The sequence below is a fragment of the Sphingomonas trueperi genome (assembly GCF_040545965.1).
GTDB classification, from domain to species: Bacteria; Pseudomonadota; Alphaproteobacteria; order Sphingomonadales; family Sphingomonadaceae; genus Sphingomonas; species Sphingomonas trueperi_C.
In genome coordinates, this window is sequence record NZ_JBEPMV010000003.1 from 371,236 (window position 1) to 395,504 (window position 24,269).

Consider the following 24,269-nt stretch of genomic DNA (forward strand, 5'->3'; position numbering starts at 1 on the left):
GATGGAACCCAGCCAAGGCCCCACCCTGCTCGGCATCGACGTCCTCTGGGTCGCGACGATCCTGTCGGCGATCGCCGCCTTCGCCGTGCTCGTCGCCATCTATGCCGCGACCACGGTGCGCAACCCGATGGCGCGCCGAGTGAAGATGCTCAACGAACGCCGCGAGCAGCTGAAGGCCGGCATCGTCGCCACGCCGTCGAAACGGCGCGCCAAGCTGGTCCAGCGCAGCGACACCACCGACCGGATCCGCAGCTTCCTCAGCTCGCTCAAGGTGCTGCAGGACGAGCAGGTCAAGGCGGCGCAGGTCAAGCTGCTCCAGGCCGGCATTCGCAGGCGGGAATGGGCGGTGGGGGTGATCCTCGGCCGGCTGGTACTGCCGATCCTGTTCGGCGGGCCGATGCTCTACTTCGTCTACGGCACCGACATGTTCGCCGACTGGAGCCCGCTCAAGGCCTATGGCCTGGTCGCCGGCAGCTTCATCCTCAGCTACAAGGCGCCCGACCTCTACCTCAAGAACCGGATTCAAAAGCGCACCGACGCGATCCGGAAGGGCCTGCCCGACGCGCTCGACCTGCTGGTGATCTGCGCCGAGGCCGGCCTGACCGTCGATGCCGCCTTCGGCCGCGTCGCCAAGGAACTGGGGCGCGCCTATCCCGAACTGGGTGAGGAATTCTCGCTGACCGCTATCGAGCTCGGCTTCCTCACCGATCGACGTGCGGCATTCGAGAACATGGCGATGCGCATCAATCTGGATGCAATTCGCGGTGTCGTTACAACCATGATCCAAACCGAGAAGTACGGCACCCCCCTCGCCTCGGCACTGCGCGTCCTATCTGCAGAATTCCGCAATGAACGCATGATGCGCGCGGAAGAAAAAGCCGCACGCTTGCCCGCGATCATGACCGTTCCACTGATTCTGTTCATCCTGCCGGTGCTGTTCATCGTGATCCTCGGGCCCGCTGCCTGCTCGATCAACGATTCACTGATGCATTGACGCTTACGGAACCGAAGGCGCGGTGACAGGTTGTTGGCGGGTTGCCGGGAGCCCGATTGATGACCGACTTGCCCTACACCACCCCCCTGCAGTTCATCGGCCTGGCGCTTGCGCTGGTCGCCGGCTGGCTGCTCGGCCTGGCGAGCAGCAATGCCGGGCGTCGCTGGCGCGAACGCTACGAGGCCGAGCGCGACGCCCATCAGGCGCTGCGCGAGGAACTCGCCACCGCCAACACCCGGATCCGCGATCTCGAAGCCGCCAATTCACGGCTGGAGCGCACCGTCGCCGATCGCCGCCCCGCCGTGCCGCTTGCCGACCCCGCCCCCACCAAGCGTGATTCGGCGATCCGCAGCTGGTTCTACGGCGGCACCGACGTACTCGCCCGCATCCACGGCATCGACGAGCACCGCGAGCGCCAGCTCAACCAATTGGGCATCCAGCATTTCCGCGACATCGAGGAATTGCCCCGCGGCGACGAGCTGCCGCTGGAAGAACGACTCGGCCTGCTACACGGCACGATCGTCGAGGAGCGCTGGCGCGAACAGGCGGCCCTGCTCCGGGCCGGCGAGACCGACGAGCATGCCCGCAGGTTCGGCCACCACGCCTGATCTTGTCTTACAATAGAGGTTGACTGTCGCTCGGGCGCAACGCTCGGGCGTTTTTTTGTGCGTGCCATGCCGGCGAAAGCGTTCCGCCGCCACTTGAGCGGAGAAGCGCGAGAATGCCCGCTTTACCGCCCTTTAGCGCCTCATCTTTGCAAGAATGAAAAGACGCGAGCACTGATAAAATCGCCGCGCAAGCCATAACCGATCCCCTACCTTTCATTGGAACGTCTCAAATAGGTCATGCCGCTGTCGCCGACTGGCTTGACAACTGGTCAGGCCTCTAGGACATTTGTCGGACCACGAGCAGCAAGCTCGGAAGAGAAAAACAGAGCACCGCAGCAGGGTTCGCCATTTTTTGATGAGGGGTGGTTTGATGTTGAGTCCTTCGACGATCAGGGCGCGTCGCGCCGTTTCCGGTACCAAGTTGGTATTGCTTTCCGCAGGTTGCGTCGCTGCCTTGGCGCTTGGCGACCCGGCCTTCGCCCAGACCGATGCCGCGCCCGCCGCCCAGGGCCAGGACGATACCGGCGGCGACATCGTCGTTACCGGCTTCCGCTCCAGCCTCGCTTCCGCGCTCGACGCGAAGCGCAAGGACATCCGCATCACCGACGGCATCTCGGCCGAGGATATCGGCAAGTTCCCGGCGCAGAACATCACCGAGGCGATCCAGCGCATTGCCGGCGTCCAGATGTCCAACATCAACGGCCGCGGCTCGACGATCAGCATCCGCGGCCTCGGCGCGCAGTACGCCCGCACCACGATCAACGGCCAGACCTTCGCCAGCGCCGACTTCAAGGACGGCTTCCGCTACGACATCATCCAGACCGATCTCGCCAGCGCGATCCAGGTGGTGAAGTCGCCCACCGCGGACATGGACACCGGCGGCCTGTCGGGCACGGTCAACATCGATACGGTCAAGCCGCTTGCCTATAAGGGCCCGCGCTTCATCGTCGGCGTGAAGGGTTACAATTCCGAATATCGCGGCAAGGAAGTCACGCCCAAGGTCAGCGGCGCCTATATCGACAGCTTCGCCGGCGGCACGCTGGGCGTGATGGCGAATGTCAGCTACCAGAAGCTGAAGGATCGCGGCGACTATGTCTTCATCAAGAACTGGTACAATGCCGGGGTGATCGATCCCGATGTGCGCGTGCCGGGCAATTTCCGCTACCGCCGCATCGATCGCGATACCGAGCAGCTGATGGCAAGCGGCGCGATCCAGTGGAAGCCGAGCGACAATTTCGAAGTGCTGCTCCAGGGCGAATATTCGCGCGACCACACCCGCTACACCACGCGCCAATATGTATTCGGCCGCTGGGATGCGAGCGCGGTCAAGGTGAACAGCAAGGCCGATGGCATCGCCAACAACATCACGATCAGCAACTTCAACGTCGACAACAACACTCAGCCCGAGCTGCGCAACCTGAAGACGCAGGCCTATACCGGCACGATCAACTGGCAGCCGGGCGAGACCTGGAAGGTCCACGCCGTCGCCCATTATACCAAGGGTGACGCGGCGCTGTACGAGTGGGCGTCGATCGACGAAGTGAAGTTCGCCCAGGGCGGCACGCTCGACATCTCGAACCCGAACAACATCAAGTGGACGACGCAGAGCCTGACCGACGGCTCGCTTTGGAACAACGCCAACCGCACCTGGTTCGCCTTCGTCGACGGCGCGACGCACATCCAGACCGCCAAGGACAAGGCCGCGCAGGTCGACGTGACCAAGGATCTGGGCTGGCACGGCCTCCAGTCGCTGGTGATCGGCGCCAAGTTCCACCACGAAAGCTTCGCCACCAACGCCTATCGCCACGATCGTGACGGCGACGTCACCGATCCGGTGAAGTACCCCGAGTTCAATTACATCCCGAACCTGGGCACCACCGGCCAGCTGGTGACCAACTTCCTCGACGGCGCGATGTCGATCCCGCATTCGTTCCTGTCGACCAACGCCGATGTCTGGCAGAGCCTGCTCGCCTCCAAGGGCATCACCGTGCCCGACGTGCCCGACTGGCCCAGCACCTACCGCGTCGACCGCTACGTTCCCGCGGTCTATGCGATGGCCAATGTCGACACGACCGTCGGCGGCATGGCGCTGCGCGGCAATCTCGGCGTGCGCTACGAGCACACCCACCAGAACGTCACCGCCAGCCTGACCGACGGCACCGGCAGCGACGCCGCGCTGCTCGGCCAGCAGCACATCGTCCAGGATTACGGCAACGTCCTGCCGAGCGCGAGCTTCGCCCTCGACCTGACGCCGAAGCTGGTCGCCCGCTTCGCCGCGGCCAAGGTGCTGGTGCGCCCGCTGCTCAACAGCCAGACGCAGATGGCCGACACCATCAGCACCGGCATCTCGCAGCAGAAGCGTGCCTTCACCAGCGTCTCGGCGGGTGAATCGCGCCTCAAGCCGCTGACTGCGAACCAGCTCGACGTCAGCCTGGAATTCTACCATGGCCGCGGCAACTCGATCAGCGTCGCCGGCTTCTACAAGGCGGTGAAGAACGGCACCTTCACCCAGTTCTACTGCCCGACCTCGTACAACGGCGTGGCGCTGAACGGCGTGACCACGGACTGCCAGTCGGCGGATCTGAAGAGCGACTACAGCTTCAGCCGCGTGCTGAACGACAGCCGGACGATCCACATCAAGGGCGTGGAATTCTCGGCGACCGAGAATTTCGATGGCTTCCTGCCGGTCAAGGGCTTCGGCGCCACCGGCAACGTCACGCTGGTCGACACCAACTCGAGCGCGCTGGGCACCGGCTTCAACCTGCGCGACCTGTCGAAGTTCACCGCCAACATCACGCCCTATTGGGAAAACGAGATGTTCAGCGTGCGCTTCTCGGTCAACCACCGCAGCTCGTACAAGCAGGACGCCGCCAGCAGCTTCTTCGTCAACGGCGGCGAGATCCACACGGTGCGCGCGCGCACCCAGATGGACCTGGCGCTGGGCTTCACGCCGAACAAGTGGCTGAGCTTCACCGGCGGCATCATCAACCTGAACAACACCCACGAAGACGCCTACCAGACCACCGCGGACACCTTCCAGATGGCCAGCCGCACCGGTCGCACCTTCTACCTGTCGGCCACGACCAAGTTCTGATCGACGGACCCTGGGCTATCTCCGGAAGCGCCCCTCTTCCGCAAGGAAGGGGGGCGTTTCTCGTTCTGGGGGTGGAAAAGAAAAAAGCCCCTCCCCTTCAGGGGAGGGGTTGGGGTGGGGCGTGACGGAGAAGCCAAGTACCGAGGCCGCGGCATGGTCCAGCCCCCACCGCGGAAAGCGTCAGATCGGGGGATACCGTCTCGGTGAGACACCGCCCCCCTTCAAGGGACTGGCTTGCGGGCTTTGCCGACTATCGCGCCTGATTGTCGTGCAAGTCTCGTCCAGCCCGGCAGGATGCTATTGATCGAGCACTGCCCGCAGCGCTCAGCAGGTGGTCCCGTCGTGTGATCGGTCGCCCAGACTGGCGATCAGCCGCGCCATATTGTCCGCGCTGGTAATGTGGTCGGACACGACGAGCGCGTGCGCTGGTGAAATCATGATGAAGAGTCGTGAACCGACCCGCTTCACCTTGCTGATCGTCGACCACTTATAGGTGGTTCTAAGGATCGGCGTCTCCGCCACGATTCCTTCGGGACTACAAGAGGGATAGATCGGGTTGACCTGTTTGAGCGATCGCACCCCCGGCGCAACCACGAACAGCAACAACGCCAGGCCGATGCCATACACTATGTTCATGCTGTCGTTGTCCGATATCCCCATCAGAATCAGGGACACGCAGACGGCGACGATCACCCAGGATTTCCAGCGCGTCGCCTTCGAGCCTGTCACGAACGAGATCACCAGCGCCGCCGCTATCAGGTCACGCCGGCGGAGCGAATAGGGGCCGATCGTATCGAAGCCCATCTGCTCAACGCCCCTCCAGTGTCTTCAGCACGGCAGTGGTATAGTTCTCCACCACCTCGGCCAGCACCCGCCCCTCGCCGTCCAGCACCAGCGCGCGGTGGCGCAGCACATAGGGTGCGACGCCCGTCAGCACCTGCTCCAGCGGCTTGCGATGCGGCTTGAGCGGCCGGATCACCGCGCCGAACGGGGTGTCACCCTGCTCCAGCGCGGCGTTCATCCCCGGCGTAAGGCGCGACGGCACGTACCAGTTCTCGGCGACCGACAAGGCCACGCCCGCACAGCTGAGCACGACGCTGCGATATACCACCCGCTCGTCCGGCCCGACGCCCAGCCGCTTGCGCTGCTCCGGCGTCGGCTCCTTGTGCGCCGCGCGGTCCACCTCGGCGCGGATCGGGCCGCCGCAGCGCCGCTCCAGCACGGCGGTGGCGGTAGGGCTGGCGAGAAGGTCGCGGCTGAGTGCCGCCGCATCGTCCGTCGCTACCGCTACCGCCACTACCAGCATCACTTTCCTCGAATTGCCGCCTGCGCTGCCGCAAGCCGCGCGATCGGCACGCGATAGGGCGAAGCCGAGACATAATCGAGCCCCGTCTTCTCGCAGAACGCGATCGAGGCCGGATCGCCGCCATGCTCGCCGCAAATGCCGAGCTTGATGTCGGGCCGGGTCGCACGGCCGCGCTCGGCGGCGAGCGCGATCAGCTGGCCGACGCCCTCCACGTCGAGGCTGACGAACGGATCCTTGGCGTAGATGCCCTTCTCAACATAGGTGGTGAGGAAGCGCGAGGCATCGTCGCGGCTCACGCCCAGCGTCGTCTGGGTGAGGTCGTTGGTACCGAACGAGAAGAAGGCGCCGACCTCGGCGATCTCGCCCGCCATCAGCGCCGCGCGCGGCAGCTCGATCATCGTGCCGACGAGATAGTCGATCGTGCGGCCCTTCTCGGCGAACACCGCCTGCGCGGCCTTGTCGACCACCGCCTTCATCAGCTCCAGCTCGCGGCGGGTGCCGACCAGCGGGATCATCACTTCCGGCACCGGCGCCGCGCCCGACTTCTCCGCGACCGCGATCGCCGCCTCGAAGATCGCGCGCGCCTGCATCTCGTAGATTTCGGGATAGGTCACGCCGAGGCGGCAGCCGCGATGGCCGAGCATCGGGTTGAACTCGTGCAGCTCGGCCGCACGGCGCTTCAGCGTGTCGACGTCCACACCCGCCGCCGTGGCGACTTCGGCGAACTCGGCCTCTTCGTGCGGCAGGAACTCATGCAGCGGCGGATCGAGCAGGCGGATCGTCACCGGCAGCCCCGCCATCACCTCGAAGATCTCGAGGAAGTCGCTGCGCTGTTCGGGCAGCAGCTTCTCCAGTGCGGCACGACGGCCGGCCTCGTTCTCGGCGAGGATCATCTGGCGCACCGCGGTGATGCGCGCCGAATCGAAGAACATGTGCTCGGTGCGGCACAGCCCGACGCCCTCGGCGCCGAACTCGCGCGCGGTGCGGCAATCGAGCGGCGTCTCGGCATTGGCGCGGACCTTGAGGCGGCGGACTTCGTCGGCCCAGGTCATCAGCGTGCCGAAATCGCCCGACAGCTCGGGCTGCACGGTCGGCACCTGCCCGGCCATCACCTCGCCGGTAGCGCCGTCGATCGTAACCATGTCGCCCTCGCGGACCTCACGGCTGCCGACGCGCATCACCTTCTCGCGCGCGTTGATCGACAGGCTGCCCGCACCGGAGACGCAAGGCCGGCCCATCCCGCGCGCCACGACCGCCGCATGGCTAGTCATGCCGCCGCGCGCCGTGAGGATGCCGCGCGCCGCGTGCATGCCGTGAATGTCCTCGGGGCTGGTTTCGACGCGGATCAGGATCACCGAGTCGCCGGCATTGGCGCGCTTCTCCGCCGTGTCGCTGTCGAACACCGCGAGGCCCGAGGCCGCGCCCGGCGAGGCGGGCAGGCCCTTGGTCAGCACGTCGCGCGGCGCCTTGGGATCGAGCGTCGGGTGGAGCAGCTGGTCGAGCGCTTGCGGATCCACGCGCAGGATCGCCTCCTCGCGGGTGATCAGCCCCTCATTGGCCATGTCGACCGCGATCTTGAGCGCCGCCTTGGCGGTGCGCTTGCCGCTGCGGGTCTGCAGCATCCACAGCTTGGCCCGTTCGACGGTGAACTCGATGTCCTGCATGTCGCGGTAATGGGTCTCGAGCCGGTCGAACACCGCCGCCAGCTCGCCGTAAACCTCGGGCATCGCCTCTTCCATCGAGGCGGGCTTGGCGCCTGCCGCCTCGCGGGCGGTCTTGGTGAGGTATTGCGGCGTGCGGATGCCGGCGACGACGTCCTCGCCCTGCGCGTTGATCAGGAACTCGCCATAATAAGCCCGCTCGCCGGTGGAAGGGTCGCGGGTGAAGGCCACGCCCGTCGCCGAGGTGTCGCCCATGTTGCCGAACACCATCGCCTGCACGTTCACCGCCGTGCCCCAGTCCGCCGGGATGTCGTTGAGGCGGCGATAGACCTTGGCGCGCTCCGACTGCCACGAGCCGAACACCGCGCCGATCGCGCCCCACAGCTGGTCGTGCACGTCCTGCGGGAACGGCTTGTTCCACAGCTCCTCGACGATGCTCTTATACTCGGCGACCAGCGCCTGGAGGTCGGTGGCCGACAGCTCGGTATCGAGCGTGAAGCCGCGATCTTCCTTGGCGATCTCCAGCGCTTCCTCGAACCGGCCGTGGTCGAGGCCCAGCACCACGTCCGCATACATCTGGATGAAGCGGCGATAGCTGTCCCAGGCGAAGCGATCGTCGCCGCTGGTGGCGGCCAGCCCCTGCACGGTCTGGTCGTTGAGGCCGAGGTTGAGGACCGTGTCCATCATCCCCGGCATCGAGACGCGCGCGCCCGAGCGGACCGATACGAGCAGCGGATCGCCCGCGTCGCCGAACTGCTTGCCGGTGATCGCGGCGATGTGCGCGATGCCGTTCGCGACCTCCGCCTTCACGCTCTCGGGGAAGGTCTCGCCTTCCTCATAATAACGCGTGCACATCGCCGTGGAGATGGTGAAGCCCGGCGGCACCGGCAGCCCGATCGAGGCCATCTCGGCGAGGTTCGCACCCTTGCCGCCGAGCAGATTCTTGTCGCCCGCACCACCGTCCGAAACACCACCGCCGAAGCGGTACACATATTGCGTCATTCTGATCCCCTTCCGATCGAAGCGCCCTATCAAGACAGAAAGGGCGCTACCGCAGGTGCGAAGAAGGCGGAACCGCTGACTACGTTGTCGGTATCCGAATATTTCGGGACCGAGGCAGTTTCAGGCCAATTTACGGGATATTAATCGTACAATTAAGCCCCTCAACCTTCGATCTTGGCGAAGTCCGCCACCTTGTGCACTGCATCACGCATCCGAGCGAGCAGGCCCAGGCGCGCGGCGCGCTTGACCGGATCAGTGTCGTTGACGGTCACTTGGTCGAAGAAGGCGTCGATCGGCGCGCGCAGGATCGCGAGCGCGGCCATCGCGTCCTCGAACTGCTCGGCTTCGATCGCGGCGGTGGCCTTGGGCTCGGCGGCATCGAGGGCTGCGGCGAGTGCGGCCTCGGCGGGTTCAGGGTCGTAGGCAAACCCGTTCCCCTGCGAAAGCAGGGGCCCAGGGTTGCTCTGCCCTTCGCTACCCTGGGCTCCTGCGTCCGCAGGAGCACTGGCAGTGCCGACGCCTTCCTTCTTGAGGATGTTCGCCGCACGCTTGTAGCCGGCGAGCAGGTTGGCACCGTCCTCGGTACCGACGAACGCCTGCAACGCCTTCACCCGCGCGAGCAGGCGGACGAGATCGTCCTCGCCGCCGAGCGCGAACACCGCATCGATCAGGTCGTGGCGGACACCCGCTTCGCGCTGCTGGACCTTCAGACGGTCCGCGAAGAAGTCGAGCACGTCCTGGCTGACCGAGAGAAGCAGCGGGAAGCGCAGACCATTGTCGAGCAGGATCGCCAGCACGCCCAGTGCTGAGCGCCGCAATGCGAACGGGTCCTTGGAGCCGCTCGGCTTGAGGTCGACGCCGAAGAACTGGGTGATGCTGTCCAGCTTGTCCGCCAGCGCCACCGCCACCGTCACCGGATCGGTGGGGACGTCGTCGCCCTGCCCAACCGGCTTGTAGTGATCGCGGATCGCCGCGGCGACCGCCGGGTCTTCCCCTTGCGCGGCGGCGTAATAGCCGCCCATCAGGCCCTGCAGCTCGGGGAACTCGCCGACCATGCCGGTGACGAGGTCCGCCTTGGCGAGCTCGGCCGCGCGGCGCGCCAGAGCGGGATCGCAGTTCGGCACGATCTTCTCGGTCGCCAGCCACTCGGCCAGCTTGGCGACGCGCTCGACCTTGTCGGCCACCGTGCCCAGCTTCTCGTGGAAGACGATCTTCTCGAGCTTCCCAGCCTGATCGGCGAGCGGCACCTTGAGATCCGTCTCGTAGAAGAAGCGCGCGTCGCTCAGCCGGGCGGCCAGCACCTTCTGGTTGCCCGCGACGATCTTCTCGCCGCCATCGGCCGCGTCGATATTCGCCACACAGACGAACGCGTTGGCGAGCTTGCCCTCGGAATCGCGGCAGACGAAATATTTCTGGTTCACCCGCGCGGTGAGCTGGATCACCTCGGGCGGCACCGCCAGGAACGCCTCGTCGAAGCGGCCGAGCAGCGGCATCGGCCATTCAGTCAGCCCGGCATTCTCGAACAGCAGGCCCTCGTCCTCGATCAGGCTGAGCCCGGCCTTCTTCGCTGCCATCTTCGCGCCCAGCGCGATGATGTTGCGGCGCTCGGCCCCGTCGACGATGACATGGCAGGCGCGCAGCTTCTCGACATAGTCGTCGGCCGAACCGATCGTGATCACGCCCGGATGGTGGAAGCGATGCCCCACCGTCGCCGCACCGCTGGTGACGCCGGCGATTTCGCACGGCACCACGTCGCTGCCGAACAGCGCGATGATGCCCTGCAGCGGACGCACCCAGCGCGGGCTCTCGGTGGAGAGCGACGGCGCGCCCCAGCGCATCGACTTGGGCCAGGGGAAGGCGCGGATCACCGCGGGGATCGCAGCCGCCAGCACTTCTGCCGTCGCGCGGCCGGGCTTGTCGACCACCGCGAAAAGCACGCCGTCACGCTCGACCAGCTGATCGGCGGTGAGGCCGGTCTTGCGCAGGAAGCCTTCCAGCGCCTGGGGCGGCGCGCCGACGCGCGGGCCCTTGGTCTCTTCGGAGACGGCGGCGGTCTCGGCGGGCAGGCCCTTGAGGATCAGCGCCAGCCGGCGCGGCGTGGCATAGCTGATCGTCTCGGCGGCCTTGAGGCCGGCCTTGTCCAGCTCGGCGGCAAACAGGCGGGAGAGATCCTCCCGCGCCTTTTCCTGCATGCGCGCCGGGATTTCCTCCGAGCGGAGTTCGAGAAGAAAGTCAGTCATGGGCAATTCCAAGTGCACCGGCGTTGCCAAGTGCCCAGTGTTGGAGAGCGAGCCGCTTGGGGCCCTGGGCGCCTGCTTGCGCAGGTGCACGGAGAAGGAAACGGCAGGCGCGCATCACGCCGACCAGCCGGGGTACGCAGCTTCCCATTCGGGAGTCTTCTTCTCGATCCACGCCGCACAGGCGCCCTTCGCCAGATCACGCACTCGGCCGATATAGGCCTGGCGCTCCGCCACCGAGATCACGCCGCGCGCGTTCAGCAGGTTGAAGATGTGACTTGCCTCGATCGCCTGCTCATAGGCCGGGATCGGCAGCTTCGCCTCCAGCGAGCGCTCGCACTCCGCCGCGGCCTTGCGGAACAGGTCGAACAGCGCGTCGGTATCGGCGATCTCGAAGTTCCACTTCGACATCTCGCGCTCATTCTCCAGGAACACGTCGCCGTACGTTACGCCCGCATCGTTGAAAGCGAGGTCGTACACGCTGTCCTTGTTCTGGATGTACATGGCGAGCCGTTCGAGCCCGTAGGTCAGCTCGCCCGCGACCGGCTTGCAGTCGAACCCGCCCATTTGCTGGAAATAAGTGAACTGGGTGACTTCCATCCCGTCGCACCACACTTCCCAGCCGAGACCCCAGGCGCCGAGCGTCGGCGATTCCCAATCGTCCTCGACGAAGCGGATGTCGTGCTTGGTGAAATCGATGCCGATCGCGGCCAGCGAGCCGAGGTACAGCTCCTGCAGATCGGGCGGGCTCGGCTTCAGGATCACCTGATACTGGTAATAATGCTGGAGGCGGTTGGGGTTCTCGCCATAGCGGCCGTCGGTCGGGCGGCGGCAGGGCTGGACGAAGGCGGCGTTCCACGGCTCCGGCCCCAGCGCGCGCAGCGTGGTGGCGGGGTGGAAGGTACCGGCGCCCATGCGCATGTCATAGGGCTGCAGGATCAGGCAGCCGCGCGTGCTCCAATAGTCATGGAGCGTCAGGATCATGCGCTGGAAGCTGAGAGGTTCGGACAAGTTGGTCACCCTGTAAGGTTTGGGGAGCGCTTTGGCGCAGGGCGCGGAGAGGGTCAACCGGGGGCCCCTCACCCCCCAGTCGTCATCCCGGCGAAAGCCGGGATCCATTGGCGGCACCGGCGCGGCTCCATCTTCAACGGCGTGGCGAATGGATCCCGACTTTCGTCGGGATGACGGCTTAGGGGAGACGTAGCACCCCGTTGACTCCGCCGCCCCTGCCCCGCCAAGCCCGACCCCATGTTCCGCGCATTCCTCCTCGCCGCCCTGTTCCTCCTCGGCAGCTGCGGCGCCGCGCCCCGCGAGGCCAAGCCCGCGCTCTGGGCGGTGCGCGACGGCGACACCACCGTCTATCTGTTCGGCACCGTCCACCTGCTCCGCCCCGAGCTGCGCTGGTTCGGAGGGCCGGTGCGCACCGCGTTCGACGCCAGCGACACGCTCGTCCTCGAACTGGTGATGCCGCCCGAGGCCGAAACCCAGGCGCTGCTCGACAAGCTTGGCCGAACGCCGGGCGACCCGACCGTCGCCGCCCTGCCCGCACCCGAACATGCCAGGCTGGAAGGCGCGCTTCGCCAGGCAGGCCTGCCCCCACAGGCGCTCGACCGCGACGAGCCGTGGCTCGCCGCGCTCACCCTGTCGCTGCTGCCGCTTCAGAAGCTCGGCTATGACGATGCGAATGGGGTCGAGCAGGTGCTGCAGGCCGCAGCGAAGAAGGCGGGCAAGCAGGTAACGGGGCTCGAGACCGCCGAACAGCAGTTCGGCTATTTCGACCATCTCTCCGCTGCCGCGCAGGGCCGTCTGCTCGGCGATACGTTGACCGGGCTGCCCGAGACCGGCGCCAATCTCGACGCCGCCGTTGCCGCCTGGAGCAAGGGCGATGCGGACACGCTGGCACGGATGCTCAACGCCGATCTCGCCGGCAATCCCGAACTGCGCGAGACGCTGCTGCTCCGCCGCAACCGCGCCTGGGCGGACTGGATTCGCGCCCGGATGCAGACGCCGGGGACGGTGTTCGTCGCGGTCGGCGCTGGGCATCTGGCGGGGGACGCGAGCGTGCTGGCGCTCCTGTCCAAGGCCGGATTGAAGGTCGAACGCCTTCAATAAGAGCGTTTCCTCCCCCGGAGCGCAGCTCCGGGGGAGGGGGACCGCGCCGCGCCGGCGGCGTGGTGGAGGGGGCATGCCCGGACAGCCCCCTCCACCACCGCCTTCGGCGGCGGTCCCCCTCCCCCGCTTCGCGGTGGAGGAAACCCTCATTGGCGGCGCACGTCCGCCTTGCGATCTCCCCCCGCTTCGCCTATAGGCGCGCGCTTGCCGTGGCAGGGTCATCCCTGGAGGCCTGTCGCTGCATGCACGTTGAAACATTTAGCGCATTGGAAATCGACACATGAGCGACACGCTTACGCTGTCGGCCGAAACGCGCGACCGGGCTGGCAAGGGAGCCTCCCGGGCGCTGCGTCGTGAAGGCCGCGTCCCCGCCGTGATCTATGGCAACAAGCAGGATCCCGCCAGCATCCACGTCAACGAGCGTGAGCTGCAGAAGCTGCTGAACACCGGCCACTTCTTCAACTCGGTGATCATGGTCAACGGCGAGCGCACGCTGGCCAAGGACGTCGCCTTCGACGTCGTCACCGATCGTCCGCTGCACGTCGACTTCCTGCGCATCTCCGAGCACGCTACCGTCACCGTCGAAGTGCCGATCGTGTTCGTCGACGAGGAGCTGGCCCCCGGCCTGAAGCGCGGCGGCGTGCTCAACGTCGTCCGCCACGAGCTGGAGCTGGTGGTCGACGCAGCCGAGATCCCCGACCAGATCGAGATCTCGGTCAAGGGCCTCGAAGTCGGCGATTCGCTGCACATCTCGGCCGTGACCCTGCCGAAGGGCGCGACCCCGTCGATCACCGACCGCGACTTCACCATCGCCACCGTCGTCGCGCCGTCGGCGCTGAAGTCGGCCGACGGCGAAGCGGAAGCCGAGTCGGCCGAGGGCTGATCGGCCTTCCCTTCACGGGTTCAAAAGATCGCCTCCGCACCCTAGGTGCGGGGGCGATTTTCTTTTCTAGGAGTGTGGGTGATGCAGCTATGGGTGGGTCTCGGCAATCCGGGGCCGCAATATGCGATGCACCGCCACAATGTCGGGTTCATGGCGCTGGACGCGCTGGCCGAGGTGCACGGCTTTTCCGCGCCCAAGAAGCAGTTCCAGGGTTGGACCCAGGAAGGCCGCATCGGCACCGAGAAGATCGTGCTGCTCAAGCCGGGCACGTTCATGAACGAGAGCGGCCGCGCGGTGCGCGCCGCGATGGATTTCTACAAGCTCGCTCCCGAGGACGTGACCGTCTTCCACGACGAACTCGACCTGCTGCCGATGAAGGTGAAGGTGAAGCGCGGCGGCGGCACCGCCGGGCATAACGGCCTGCGCTCCACCGACGCGCATCTGGGACCCGATTTCCGCCGCGTGCGCCTCGGCATCGGCCATCCCGGGCACAAGGACCGGGTGACCGGCTATGTGCTGGGCAACTATGCCAAGGCGGAGATCGAGGCCTTGTCCGACATGCTGGGCGCGATCGCCGCCGAGGCCTCCTGGCTGGCAGCGGGCGACGATGTGCGCTTCATGAACGAGGTTGCGCGGCGGATGCAGGACTGAGCGCCGGGCGCTCAAGGTTCTTACCTTGAATCAAAGAGGTTGCGATGGAACGGCGGCACCGCCCGTGCCATCCTGCGGCAACCGTCGAGGAAGGGATCCCCGATGCGCCTCGCCCTGCCTGCCCTGCTCGCGTTCCTCTCCCTCGCCGCGCCCGCCGCGGCCCAGACCGCCCCAGCACCCGCCCCGGCGCCGCAGCCGGTCTATGAGCTGCGGATCTACTACCCCGCCCCCGGCAAGGCGGAGGCGCTCAACGCGCGCTTCCGCAACCACACGCTCAAGCTGTTCGCCAAGCACGGCATGCACAACGTCGCCTATTGGAACGAACTGCCCCGTGCGGACGCGCCCGAGGGCCGCGTGGTCTACATCCTCTCCTACCCCAGCCGCGAAGCGCGCGAGGCGGACTGGAAGGCGTTCGGCGCCGATCCCGAATGGCAGAAGGTGGTCGCCGAATCCGAGGCGAATGGCAAGATCGTCACCAAGGTCGAGAGCATCTTCATGACGATGGCGGATTATTCGCCTGCGCTGGCGCCGGTGCGCTAAGCGATTCCGCGCAGAGGCGGAAGAATTGCATGGGCTGGCTGATCGAATCCGCGGCCGCGTTCGTGGCGGACGTGTTCGGCTATCAGATCGGACGCGGCAGGCCCTGGTGGGTGGAATGGCTCGCGTCGTTCGGCTGCCTGCTCCTGCTCGGCCTGCTCGCGCTCCCGTTCGTGCTCCTGCTCCGCTGACGCAGCACCCGCGCAGAAAAGAAAAGGGGCCCGGTTTCCCGAGCCCCTTCGGTTTGCAAGCGGTGATCTCGCTTATTGCTGCTTCACGCCGACCACTTCGCCGACGATGCGCGTGTCCGCACCGTTGATCGTGCCCGAGGCGCCGAACACGACGCCGATGTTCACGCCCTTCGAGCCATAGAAGGCACCGGCGATCGTGCCGGTCGCCGCCCCGCCGCTGACGAGGCTGCCGCTGAACTGGTTCTGCCCGATCGGGATTGCGCCCTGCGCGTTCAGGGTCACATAAGCAGTCTCGGCGCCGCCGCTCGGCAGCGTCGTCAGGTTCATCGCGGTGGTGACGAGGCCGGTGGCAAAGTTGACCGTCACGGTCGCGGTGCCGCCGACGCGGACCAGCGTCGTCGCGCCGTTGGCGACGCTCACCGAGCGGCCGACCACGCGGGCGGTGTAGGTGGCACTGCCGGTGGTCAGCATGTCGTAGGATAGCGTCGGATAGCCCCAGATCGAATAGGTCAGGCGCTTCTGGCCTGCGGTCGAATCACCGCGCCACCAATTGGCGTAGCTCAGCACGGTCAGCTGGCTGAGCAGGCTGTCGCTCGTCACGACCCCCGTCGTCGTGCCGGCAGTGCGCGTACCGATGTTGTTGAGCACTTCCAGCTGGCTGAAATTGCCCGCCGCCGCGCCGGTCGCGGTGCTGACGCTGCGGTAGACGAACTCGGTTACCGTCGGCGCCGCCGGCGTGGTGACGTTGGTGCTGGTGAAGCGCGATTCCTCGGTCGCCTCGTCCATCACGAAGGTGCCGTTGGTGAGGTCCGCGGTGGCGGCCAGCTTCACGCGGCTGTTGAAGGTCTCGGTCGCGGTCACGCCCAGCGTGACGGCGCTCGTCGCCGGATCGCCGGTATAGTTGGTCGTCGCATTCAGCGTGCTGAACTCGGTAGCGGCGGTCAGCGGGAAAGCGGTGTAAGTCGCGGTCGGCGTCGGGGTGGGCGTCGCCGAACCGGAAGCCGTCGGCGTCGGGGTCGGCGAGGAGTCCCCACCGCCGCTGCAGCTTGCCAGCGCGGCAGCAGCCGCGGCGCTGCCCAGAATGACATAACGGCGAATCATACGAAAACTCCTCGAGAACCTGGCGCACGCAGGAAAAGACTTGGCCCCCTGTACCCCAGATGAACGCCCCTGCGTCAAGGCCGCGCGCGTTACACTGGAAAAACCCGCCGCCTGCGCGTATCGAGCCCGCCATATCGCCGGCGCGCCCGCCGGCCCCTTCACGACAGGATCGAACTACCATGGGTTTCCGTTGCGGCATCGTCGGCCTGCCCAATGTCGGCAAGTCCACGCTTTTCAATGCACTGACCGAGACGGCCGCGGCGCAGGCAGCCAATTATCCGTTCTGCACGATCGAGCCGAACGTCGGTAACGTCGCGGTGCCCGATCCTCGGCTGAACAAGCTGGCCGAGATCGCCGGCTCGCAGAAGATCATCGAGACGCAGCTCGGCTTCGTCGACATCGCTGGGCTGGTGCGCGGCGCCAGCAAGGGCGAAGGCCTGGGCAACCAGTTCCTCGGCAACATCCGCGAGGTGGACGCGGTCGTCCACGTCCTGCGCTGCTTCGAGAATGACGACATCCAGCACGTCGACAACCGCGTCGACCCCATCGCGGACGCCGAGACGGTCGAGACCGAGCTGATGCTCTCCGACCTCGAAAGCCTCGAGAAGCGGGTGCCCAACCTCGCCAAGAAGGCGGCGCAGGGCGACAAGGAGGCCAAGGCCGCCGCATCGGTGCTCGGCCAGGCGCTCGACCTGCTGCGCGACGGCAAGCCCGCGCGGCTGACCCAGCCCAAGGACGAGGACGAGGCCCGCCACCTGCGCCTCGCCCAGCTGCTCACCGCCAAGCCGGTGCTATACGTCTGCAACGTCAACGAGGAAGACGCAGCCAACGGCAACGAGCTCTCGGCCAAGGTCTTCGCCAAGGCAGCGGCCGAGGGTGCGCAGGCGGTGGTCGTCTCGGCCGCGATCGAGGCCGAGATTGCGACCATGCCCCTGGAGGAGCGCGGCGAGTTCCTCGGCGAGCTCGGGCTGGAGGAAACCGGCCTCGCTCGCGTGATCCGCGCCGGCTACAAGCTGCTCGACCTGCTGACCTTCTTCACCGTCGGCCCCAAGGAAGCGCGCGCCTGGACGGTCCATCGCGGCGCCACCGCGCCGAACGCGGCGGGCGAGATCCACAGCGATTTCGAGAAGGGCTTCATCCGCGCAGAGACGATCGCGTACGACGACTTCGTGGCGCTCGGCGGCGAAGCCAAGGCACGCGAGGCCGGCAAGCTGCGCGCGGAAGGCAAGGCCTATGTCGTCAATGACGGCGACGTGATGCACTTCCTGCATAGCTGAGGATTGTCATTAGCCCCTCCTCCTTGGAGGAGGGGTTGGGGTGGAGGGATTCCAGAACGCGGGGTGGTCTCGATGAGACACAGCCCCACCCCAACCCCTCCCCTGAAGGGGAGGGGCTTATATAGCCTGCCTACCCACACGCCTTCGCGATCAGCGCCACCAGATGCTCGCGCAGGAAGGGCTTGGCCAGTACCGGCCGCTCGCGATACACCCCCTCCAGGCCCAGCGCGCCGTATCCGGTAGCGAAAGCATAGGGGATCGCCCGCTCCGCCAGGATGTCCGCCACCGGGAACGACCGATGGCCGTCGAGATTGACGTCGAGGATTGCCAGATCGGCCTCGACCCGCCGCGCCGCCTCCAGGGCCTCGGGCAGCCGCATCGCAATCTCCACCACCTCATGGCCGAGATCTTCCAGCATGTCCTCGATCAGGAAGGCGATCGTCATTTCATCTTCGACGATCAGGACACGCACGGCAACAATCCTACTCTACGGTCACGGCGGCGAGCGGCGCCTCGACGGTGCAGCGCAGCCCCTCGGGCTCGAAGTAAAGCGTCACCTTGCCGCCAAGTTCCCCCGCCAGGCCACGTTCGATCAGCCGCGATCCGAAACCGCGCCGCGCCGGCGCCACCACGATCGGGCCTTGGCGCTCACGCCATTCGAGCCGCAGCTGACCGTTCGCAACCGACCAGGCGATCGCCACGCGCCCCGTTTCGTTGGACCAGGCGCCGTATTTCACCGCATTGGTGGAAAGCTCGTGCATCGCCAGCGCCAGCGCCAGTGCGGTCTTGGGCGAGATGCGGACGTCGGCGCCCTCCAGCGTGCAGCGTGCCGGGTCATGCTGGTGCGGGCGCACGGCCTGGTCGATCGCCTCGCGCAGCGACGCCCCCGCCCAGCGCTCGCCGGTGAGCAGGTCGTTGGCCTGGGCCAGCGCCACCAGCCGCGCCGCGAACTGCTCTTGCGCCACCGCGAGATCGGGCGCGGCGCGGAAGGTGCGCATCGCGATCGCCTGCACCATCGCCAGCGTGTTCTTCACCCGGTGGTTGAGTTCGTTGATCACCAGCCGGAGATGCTCGTTGGTGCGGCGCTGCTCGGTGATGTCGGAGGCGGCGCCGAACCATTCGACCAGATTGTCCGCCTCGTCGGTGAGCGGTACCGCGCGCGAGGCCACCCAGCCGACGCTGCCATCGGCCTGATGGACGCGGTGTTCGAGCTCGAGCGGCTGCCGGGTCGCCACCGCCTCGACGATCGCCGCCTGCACACGCGCGCGGTCTTCGGCAGGGATATAGGCATCTACCCATTCGGGCAGAGTCTGGCTGGCATGGGCGAGGAAGGTGCCCCCGTCGAGATGGAGCAGCTCCGACCAGTCCGGGCTCATCCGGTAGATCGCGTCCGAAGTCGCCTCGACGAACGCGCGCAATCGTCCTTCGCTCTCGCGCAACTGGCGCTGGGCGAGCACCTTCTGGGTGGTTTCGACCACGATCGCGATCACCCCCGCCGGCGTGCCCGATTCATCGAGCACCGGCGAGTAATCCAGGTCCATCCAGACCGGCTCCAGCTTCCCTCGACGCTGCAGCGCCAGCTCCTGGTCGCGATAGGCGAGCGTCTGCCCGCTCAGCCCCACCCGCATGACATTGTCGTTGAAGTCGGCGATCTCCGACCAGCCTTCGCGCACCTTCGATCCCAGCAGCGCCGGGTGCCGGCTGCCGGCGAATTCCGAATAGGCGTCGTTGTAGATCATCACGCCGTCCTCGCCCCACAGCAGCACGATCGGCACGGGCGAGAGCAGCAGCATCTGGGTGACCGATTTCAGGCTCTGCGGCCATTGCGCCAATGGCCCGATCGAGGTTGCCGCCCAGTCGAAGTCCCGAATCAACTGCCCGAGCTGCCCCCCACCGATCGGGTAGCCTCCGTCGCCCATCATGCTCCTCCACACCGCGTATCACGCCAGCCCCGGTGGCGGCACAATGTTTCTGCACCGCAATCGTTCATCCGGGCGCCTACAGCGATAACCTATGTGAATCTTGCACGCCGGATGTGCGGGCGGTGCGCCAGCTGCGCAACAAATCTTCGCTTCGACCGGCAACGCGCGAGAAATGTTTCTACAATGGGTCCGGTACGGGGGCATAGATCACTCGGGGGAACTTCATGACGATTACCGCGCGGGTTCGCAGCGGCGCGATTGCGCTGATCTTGCTTCTGGCCATCGCCTTCGCCGTTTCGGCGTGGCGGATCCACGCCATCCGGATGGGCGGGCCGATGCACCGCGCCTCCATGGAGATCGCCGATCTCAACGCGGACATCCTGCCCCCGCCCGAATATATCATCGAGCCCTATCTCGAGGCGACGCTGCTGCTCGATCACCCCGAGCGGATCGACGCCACCCGCGCCCGCCTTGCCGAGCTGCGCAAGGCCTATGACGAACGCCACGCGGTGTGGGAACAGTCCCAGCTGCCCGAGCACCTCAAGCGCGCGATCCTCGCCGACACGCACACCCCGGCGATGCGCTTCTGGCAGGAGGCGCAGGGCTCGTTTCTAGATGCGATCGCCGCCAACGACATGGTCACCGCCCGCGCCCGCTACGCCGTGCTGACCGAGGCCTATGACGCGCACCGCAAGGCAATCGACGCGCTGGTCAGCGCCACCGCCAAGGAACAGGCGGCGTTCGGCGACCGCTCGACGCAGTCGCTCTGGGCCTCGATCGGGGTGTTGACCCTGCTCGCACTGGCGCTGTTCGGCACGATCGGCTGGTTCGCCTGGTGGCTCACCCGCCGCGTCGCCCAGCCGCTGGCCCAGGTCGCGCAGGCGACCACCACGCTGTCGCGCGGTCAGGACACCGCGATCCCCTATCGCGATCGTACTGACGAACTTGGCGACATCGCCCAGGCCGTCGCCCGCTTCCACGCCGCCGCGCGCAGCCGCGCCGAGATGGACGCCGCCCACCTTGCCGAGCAGGAGAATGTCGGCGAGGTGCTGGGCGCCGCGCTCGCCGCGCTGGAGAAGGGCGATCTGCGCCACCGCATCAACACCCCCTTCCCCGGCGTCTACGAGCCGGTGCGGCTGAGCTTCAACCGGGCGGCCGGCGCGCTCTCGGCGATGCTGCGCACCGCGATCCACAGCGCGCGCAACATCGGCACCGGCTCCAGCGAGATCGCCACCGCCTCGGAGGATCTTGCCCGCCGCACCGAGATGACCGCAAACACGCTGCAGGAAACCAGCGCCGCGATCCAGCTGATCGAGAACCGGCTGAAGAGCAGCAGCCAGTCGGCCGAGACCACGATGGAGCGCGCCGAACAAGCGGGCGCAATGGTCCACTCCGGCCGCACCACCGCGCAGAGCGCCGCGACCGCGATGAACAGCGTCTCCGAACGCGCCAATGCGATCGATACGGTGGTCGAAGGGCTCGATAAGATCGCCTTCCAGACGCGGGTGCTGGCGATGAACGCCGCGGTCGAGGCAGGACGTGCCGGTGAGGCGGGCCGCGGCTTCGCGGTGGTTGCCGACCTGGTTTCCGCGCTCGCGCTGCGCGCCGAGGAAGAGGCCAAGCGCGGCCGCGACCTCATCAACGAGACCCAGATCGACGTCGCCACCGCCGCCAGCGAAGTCCGCGCGGTGGACACGGCACTCGGCGAGATCGTCGAGAATTTCGACAGCGTGCAGGAACTGCTGCAGGCGCTGCGCGAGGACAATCGCTCGCAGGCCAGCGCGATTTCGGACATCACCCGGTCGGTGGTCGAGATGGAAACCGCTACCCAGCAGAACGCCGCGATGGTGGAGCAGACCTCCGCCGCCGCCCGCTCGCTCGACCGCGAGGCGGCGACGCTGCTCGGCAATGCCGAGGCGTTCCGGGTTAACGAGGAATTGGTTGGGTACGGCCACGGCGCAGCAGAACCTGCGTTCGAGATGGCGTACTGAGCTGACGCTCGCTCCTACAAATCCCCCTCCCGCCTGCGGGAGGGGAGAAAAGGGCGCAGCCTCGCCCTCGCCTGCTCCCCCTACCCCTCGAACGCCGTCAGGATCGGACACGGCCCGGCGCTCCCCGACCCGCACTCCAGCGCCAGCCGGGCGAGCCCTTCGCGCGCCTGCATTAGCTCGGCGATCTTCACGTCCAGCGCCGCGATCCGCGCACGGGCCAGTTCGCGCGCCCGGGCCCTGTCGTCGGTGGCGTCGAGTTCGAGCAGCTCGCCGATCTCCTCCAGCGTGAACCCCGCCGCCTGCGCCGAGCGGATGAAGCGCAGGCGTCGCACCTCTTCCTCACCGTATCGCCGCACGCCCGCATCGGGTCCGCCGCCGCGCTCGGGCGTCGGCAGCAGCCCGCGGCGCTGGTAATAGCGCACCGTTTCCACCCCCACCCCGCCGGCATCCGCCAGCTTTCCGATCGTCAGTTGCGACATGGCTTGACTCCGTACCATGGTACGGAGCCTATAGGGGGTGCGGAGTGAAGGAAACCCCATGTCATCCGCCTCGGAAAAAAGCGCAATTCTCTACCGCATGGTGATGGGCACGCATGTCTGCCCCTGGGGCCTGCGCGCCCTGCACCTGCTGAAAACCCACGGCTACACGGTCGATGATCGCCACCTCACCACCCGCGAGGAGACCGATGCGTTCAAGGCCCGTTACGGCGTGACGACGACGCCGCAGGTCTTCATCGGCGAGCGGCGGATCGGCGGGCATGATGATCTCCGCCGCTTCCTCAGCCTGAAGGTCCGCGATCCCAAGGCGAAGACCTATCGCCCGGTACTCGCGCTGTTCGCCATCGCCGCGCTGATGGCGCTCGCCGCCAGCCAGGCCGCCTTTGCGACCCCGCTCACGATGCGCGCGGGCGAGTGGTTCGTCAGCTTTTCGATGTGCCTGCTGGCGATGCTCAAGCTGCGCGACGTGTCCGGCTTCGCGACGATGTTCCTCGGCTACGACCTGCTCGCCCGCCGCTGGGTGCTCTATGCCACGCTCTACCCCTTCGCCGAAGCCACCGCCGGGCTGCTGATGACCGCCAACGTGCTGACCTGGTTCTCGGCCCCGCTGGCGCTGTTCATCGGCGGGATCGGCGCGGTGTCGGTGTTCAAGGCGGTCTATGTCGACCGCCGCGACCTCAAATGCGCCTGTGTCGGCGGCGACAGCAACGTGCCGCTGGGCTTCGTGTCGCTCACCGAAAACCTGATGATGATCGCGATGGGCCTCTGGATGCTCGCGCGACCCCTGCTGGGAGTCTGACCCCTTGCGTACGACTTTCGCCGCCCTCGCCCTGCTCGCCCCCCTGCCCGCCATGGCGCAGGAGGATCACAGCATGCACGACATGGGGTCGATGCCCACCGAGCCCACCCCGCAGGACCATGCGGCGATGGGCCACAGCATGGCGGATATGGACATGTCCCAGCCGATGCCGAGCATGCGGATGGGCGGCTCGGACCATGCGACGGGCGGCTCGGGCACGGCGCTGCTGCCCCAGGCCGACGGGCCGATGCGCGGGGTGATGCTCACCCATGGCGACTGGATGGTGATGGCGCACGGCTATGTCTGGGGCGTCTATACCGATCAGGGCGGCAGGCGCGGCAAGGACGAGGCCTTCGTCGAATCGATGGCGATGCTCAGCGCCAGCCGCGACTGGGGCGGTACCTCGCTGCAGCTCCGCGCGATGGGCAGCCTGGAGCCCGCCATGGGCCAGCGCGGCTATCCCAACCTCTTCGCCAGCGGCGAGACCGCGAACGGCCAGCCTTTGGTCGATCGCCAGCATCCGCACGACCTGTTCATGGAGCTTTCCGCACGCGTCGATACCCAGGTCGCGCCGGGCACCAAGCTGTTCGTCTATGGCGGCCCAGTCGCGGAGCCCGCGCTCGGCCCCAGCGCCTTCATGCACCGCCGCTCGGCGCGCTATTTCGCGCTGTCGCCGATCGCGCACCACTGGTTCGACAGCAGCCACATCACCTATGGCGTCGTCACCGGCGGGGTGCAGGCGGGCCGCGTGCAGCTCGAAGGCTCCTGGTTCAACGGCCGCGAGCCCGACGAGCATCGCTGGGACATCGATCCGATCAAGCTCGACAGCTGGAGCGTGCGCGCCAGCTGGTCGCCGACGGACAATTGGGTGGCGCAGGTCTCGACCGGGCACCTCAAAAGCCCCGAGGTCACCCACCAGGGCGAGGACGAGCAGCGCACCACCGCCAGCCTCCACTATAGCAGCGGCAAACTCTCGGCGATGGTCGCCTATGCCGCCAAGCACCGCCTGCCCGGGCCCGTGCTGAGCGCGTTCACCGCCGAGGCGAACTGGGACCTGACCAGCCGCCACAGCCTGTTCGGCCGGGTGGAGAATGTCGCGAACGACGAGCTCTTTCCGGACCATGACGATCCGCTGCACGACACCAAGTTCCGGGTGACGCGGTTCGAGGGCGGCTATGCCTACCGCATCCCGCTCGCGCACCAGACCGAGCTGGCGCTGGGCGGATCGGTCGCGGCCTATGCCAAGCCGTCGGCGCTGGATGCAGCGTACGGCAAGGCGCCGGTGAGCTACACGCTGTTCGCAAGGTTTGCGTTGGGGCGGTAAGCGCGGGGGCGCCCCCTCCACCACGCCGCTGACGCGGCGCGGTCCCCCTCCCCCGCTTCGCGGTGGAGGAAACACCTTTGCG

The 24,269-nt window shown here is 67.0% G+C and carries 21 protein-coding genes; 12 read left to right on the forward strand and 9 right to left on the reverse strand.

The window, feature by feature from the left end:
- The first annotated feature begins 1 nt into the window (after position 1).
- From ABIC35_RS09435 to ABIC35_RS09445, 3 genes are all read left to right on the forward strand, one after another.
- Positions 2 to 994 carry a type II secretion system F family protein gene (locus ABIC35_RS09435; RefSeq protein WP_121074797.1) on the forward strand — a complete coding sequence of 331 codons (993 nt, stop codon included), beginning with the start codon at positions 2 to 4 and terminating at the stop codon, positions 992 to 994.
- 59 nt (positions 995 to 1,053) lie between these two features.
- Positions 1,054 to 1,602 carry a hypothetical protein gene (locus ABIC35_RS09440; RefSeq protein WP_121074794.1) on the forward strand — a complete coding sequence of 183 codons (549 nt, stop codon included), beginning with the start codon at positions 1,054 to 1,056 and terminating at the stop codon, positions 1,600 to 1,602.
- Between the two features lie 454 nt (positions 1,603 to 2,056).
- Positions 2,057 to 4,696: a TonB-dependent receptor gene (locus ABIC35_RS09445; RefSeq protein WP_183049325.1), complete on the forward strand. Its 2,640-nt coding sequence runs from the start codon at positions 2,057 to 2,059 to the stop codon at positions 4,694 to 4,696.
- A 324-nt stretch (positions 4,697 to 5,020) separates the two neighbouring features.
- On the opposite strand, the gene ABIC35_RS09450 is transcribed toward ABIC35_RS09445, so the two are convergent.
- The 5 genes from ABIC35_RS09450 to ABIC35_RS09470 all read right to left on the reverse strand — a co-directional run bounded on the left by ABIC35_RS09450 (position 5,021) and on the right by ABIC35_RS09470 (position 11,886).
- Positions 5,021 to 5,500, reverse strand: a complete 480-nt coding sequence (locus ABIC35_RS09450) for a YcxB family protein (protein ID WP_121074788.1) — start codon at positions 5,498 to 5,500, stop codon at positions 5,021 to 5,023.
- A gap of 4 nt (positions 5,501 to 5,504) precedes the next feature.
- On the reverse strand, positions 5,505 to 6,002 hold the full coding sequence (locus tag ABIC35_RS09455) for a chorismate--pyruvate lyase family protein (protein WP_121074785.1): 498 nt from the start codon (positions 6,000 to 6,002) through the stop codon (positions 5,505 to 5,507).
- The gene (ppdK, locus tag ABIC35_RS09460) at positions 6,002 to 8,665 is read right to left on the reverse strand and encodes a pyruvate, phosphate dikinase (RefSeq protein WP_121074782.1); all 2,664 of its coding nucleotides are present in this window, start codon (positions 8,663 to 8,665) and stop codon (positions 6,002 to 6,004) included. Before ppdK ends, ABIC35_RS09455 begins: the two co-directional genes overlap by 1 nt.
- 161 nt (positions 8,666 to 8,826) lie before the next feature.
- Complete coding sequence (gene glyS / locus ABIC35_RS09465) at positions 8,827 to 10,905, reverse strand: glycine--tRNA ligase subunit beta (protein ID WP_121074780.1); 2,079 nt, start codon at positions 10,903 to 10,905, stop codon at positions 8,827 to 8,829.
- Between the two features lie 114 nt (positions 10,906 to 11,019).
- Positions 11,020 to 11,886, reverse strand: coding sequence for a glycine--tRNA ligase subunit alpha (locus ABIC35_RS09470; RefSeq protein WP_121074777.1), 867 nt, complete (start codon positions 11,884 to 11,886; stop codon positions 11,020 to 11,022).
- A gap of 264 nt (positions 11,887 to 12,150) precedes the next feature.
- Here ABIC35_RS09470 and ABIC35_RS09475 point away from each other — a divergent pair, with 264 nt between their 5' ends.
- The 5 genes from ABIC35_RS09475 (at position 12,151) to ABIC35_RS09495 (ending at position 15,276) form a co-directional block, all read left to right on the forward strand.
- On the forward strand, positions 12,151 to 13,014 hold the full coding sequence (locus ABIC35_RS09475) for a TraB/GumN family protein (protein ID WP_121074774.1): 864 nt from the start codon (positions 12,151 to 12,153) through the stop codon (positions 13,012 to 13,014).
- A 280-nt stretch (positions 13,015 to 13,294) separates the two neighbouring features.
- On the forward strand, positions 13,295 to 13,897 hold the full coding sequence (locus tag ABIC35_RS09480) for a 50S ribosomal protein L25/general stress protein Ctc (RefSeq protein ID WP_121074771.1): 603 nt from the start codon (positions 13,295 to 13,297) through the stop codon (positions 13,895 to 13,897).
- 81 nt (positions 13,898 to 13,978) lie between these two features.
- Entirely contained in the window at positions 13,979 to 14,548 is a 570-nt protein-coding gene (gene pth / locus ABIC35_RS09485; RefSeq protein WP_121074768.1) for an aminoacyl-tRNA hydrolase, read from the forward strand.
- 102 nt (positions 14,549 to 14,650) lie between these two features.
- On the forward strand, positions 14,651 to 15,088 hold the full coding sequence (locus ABIC35_RS09490) for an NIPSNAP family protein (RefSeq protein WP_121074765.1): 438 nt from the start codon (positions 14,651 to 14,653) through the stop codon (positions 15,086 to 15,088).
- 29 nt (positions 15,089 to 15,117) lie between these two features.
- The gene (locus tag ABIC35_RS09495) at positions 15,118 to 15,276 is read left to right on the forward strand and encodes a hypothetical protein (protein WP_183049324.1); all 159 of its coding nucleotides are present in this window, start codon (positions 15,118 to 15,120) and stop codon (positions 15,274 to 15,276) included.
- 72 nt (positions 15,277 to 15,348) lie between these two features.
- On the opposite strand, the gene ABIC35_RS09500 is transcribed toward ABIC35_RS09495, so the two are convergent.
- Complete coding sequence (locus ABIC35_RS09500) at positions 15,349 to 16,377, reverse strand: transferrin-binding protein-like solute binding protein (RefSeq protein WP_121074762.1); 1,029 nt, start codon at positions 16,375 to 16,377, stop codon at positions 15,349 to 15,351.
- A 179-nt stretch (positions 16,378 to 16,556) separates the two neighbouring features.
- Between ABIC35_RS09500 and ychF the strand changes: the two genes are divergently transcribed.
- Positions 16,557 to 17,654, forward strand: coding sequence for a redox-regulated ATPase YchF (gene ychF, locus ABIC35_RS09505; RefSeq protein WP_121074759.1), 1,098 nt, complete (start codon positions 16,557 to 16,559; stop codon positions 17,652 to 17,654).
- 130 nt (positions 17,655 to 17,784) lie between these two features.
- Here the strand turns inward: ychF and ABIC35_RS09510 are convergent, their stop codons facing one another.
- Complete coding sequence (locus ABIC35_RS09510) at positions 17,785 to 18,126, reverse strand: response regulator (RefSeq protein WP_121074756.1); 342 nt, start codon at positions 18,124 to 18,126, stop codon at positions 17,785 to 17,787.
- Between the two features lie 10 nt (positions 18,127 to 18,136).
- Positions 18,137 to 19,573 (reverse strand): sensor histidine kinase, encoded by a 1,437-nt coding sequence (locus ABIC35_RS09515; RefSeq protein ID WP_121079192.1) that lies wholly within the window; start codon positions 19,571 to 19,573, stop codon positions 18,137 to 18,139.
- Between the two features lie 227 nt (positions 19,574 to 19,800).
- Between ABIC35_RS09515 and ABIC35_RS09520 the strand changes: the two genes are divergently transcribed.
- Positions 19,801 to 21,567, forward strand: a complete 1,767-nt coding sequence (locus ABIC35_RS09520) for a methyl-accepting chemotaxis protein (protein WP_121074753.1) — start codon at positions 19,801 to 19,803, stop codon at positions 21,565 to 21,567.
- A gap of 80 nt (positions 21,568 to 21,647) precedes the next feature.
- Here the strand turns inward: ABIC35_RS09520 and ABIC35_RS09525 are convergent, their stop codons facing one another.
- A complete protein-coding gene (locus tag ABIC35_RS09525) occupies positions 21,648 to 22,046 on the reverse strand; it encodes a MerR family DNA-binding protein (RefSeq protein WP_121074750.1) in 399 nt (132 codons plus the stop codon).
- A 58-nt stretch (positions 22,047 to 22,104) separates the two neighbouring features.
- On the opposite strand from ABIC35_RS09525, the gene ABIC35_RS09530 reads away from it, so the two are divergent.
- Together ABIC35_RS09530 and ABIC35_RS09535 are read left to right on the forward strand one after the other, a co-directional pair.
- Positions 22,105 to 22,863 carry a MauE/DoxX family redox-associated membrane protein gene (locus ABIC35_RS09530; protein WP_183049323.1) on the forward strand — a complete coding sequence of 253 codons (759 nt, stop codon included), beginning with the start codon at positions 22,105 to 22,107 and terminating at the stop codon, positions 22,861 to 22,863.
- A gap of 4 nt (positions 22,864 to 22,867) precedes the next feature.
- Positions 22,868 to 24,187, forward strand: a complete 1,320-nt coding sequence (locus ABIC35_RS09535; RefSeq protein WP_354278421.1) for a hypothetical protein — start codon at positions 22,868 to 22,870, stop codon at positions 24,185 to 24,187.
- Positions 24,188 to 24,269: the final 82 nt, after the last annotated feature.

Excerpts from the sequence above, each read along its gene's own strand:
- glyS (WP_121074780.1), bottom strand. The coding sequence starts at position 10,905 with ATGACTGACTTTCTTCTCGAACTCCGCTCGGAGGAAATCCCGGCGCGC.
- ppdK (WP_121074782.1), bottom strand. The coding sequence starts at position 8,665 with ATGACGCAATATGTGTACCGCTTCGGCGGTGGTGTTTCGGACGGTGGT.
- ABIC35_RS09525 (WP_121074750.1), bottom strand. The coding sequence starts at position 22,046 with ATGTCGCAACTGACGATCGGAAAGCTGGCGGATGCCGGCGGGGTGGGG.
- ABIC35_RS09440 (WP_121074794.1), top strand. The coding sequence starts at position 1,054 with ATGACCGACTTGCCCTACACCACCCCCCTGCAGTTCATCGGCCTGGCG.
- ABIC35_RS09490 (WP_121074765.1), top strand. The coding sequence starts at position 14,651 with ATGCGCCTCGCCCTGCCTGCCCTGCTCGCGTTCCTCTCCCTCGCCGCG.
- ABIC35_RS09520 (WP_121074753.1), top strand. The coding sequence starts at position 19,801 with ATGACGATTACCGCGCGGGTTCGCAGCGGCGCGATTGCGCTGATCTTG.
- ABIC35_RS09470 (WP_121074777.1), bottom strand. The coding sequence starts at position 11,886 with ATGATCCTGACGCTCCATGACTATTGGAGCACGCGCGGCTGCCTGATC.
- ABIC35_RS09530 (WP_183049323.1), top strand. The coding sequence starts at position 22,105 with ATGTCATCCGCCTCGGAAAAAAGCGCAATTCTCTACCGCATGGTGATG.
- ABIC35_RS09450 (WP_121074788.1), bottom strand. The coding sequence starts at position 5,500 with ATGGGCTTCGATACGATCGGCCCCTATTCGCTCCGCCGGCGTGACCTG.
- ychF (WP_121074759.1), top strand. The coding sequence starts at position 16,557 with ATGGGTTTCCGTTGCGGCATCGTCGGCCTGCCCAATGTCGGCAAGTCC.
- pth (WP_121074768.1), top strand. The coding sequence starts at position 13,979 with ATGCAGCTATGGGTGGGTCTCGGCAATCCGGGGCCGCAATATGCGATG.
- ABIC35_RS09515 (WP_121079192.1), bottom strand. The coding sequence starts at position 19,573 with ATGGGCGACGGAGGCTACCCGATCGGTGGGGGGCAGCTCGGGCAGTTG.
- ABIC35_RS09480 (WP_121074771.1), top strand. The coding sequence starts at position 13,295 with ATGAGCGACACGCTTACGCTGTCGGCCGAAACGCGCGACCGGGCTGGC.
- ABIC35_RS09500 (WP_121074762.1), bottom strand. The coding sequence starts at position 16,377 with ATGATTCGCCGTTATGTCATTCTGGGCAGCGCCGCGGCTGCTGCCGCG.
- ABIC35_RS09475 (WP_121074774.1), top strand. The coding sequence starts at position 12,151 with ATGTTCCGCGCATTCCTCCTCGCCGCCCTGTTCCTCCTCGGCAGCTGC.
- ABIC35_RS09495 (WP_183049324.1), top strand. The coding sequence starts at position 15,118 with ATGGGCTGGCTGATCGAATCCGCGGCCGCGTTCGTGGCGGACGTGTTC.
- ABIC35_RS09455 (WP_121074785.1), bottom strand. The coding sequence starts at position 6,002 with ATGCTGGTAGTGGCGGTAGCGGTAGCGACGGACGATGCGGCGGCACTC.
- ABIC35_RS09435 (WP_121074797.1), top strand. The coding sequence starts at position 2 with ATGGAACCCAGCCAAGGCCCCACCCTGCTCGGCATCGACGTCCTCTGG.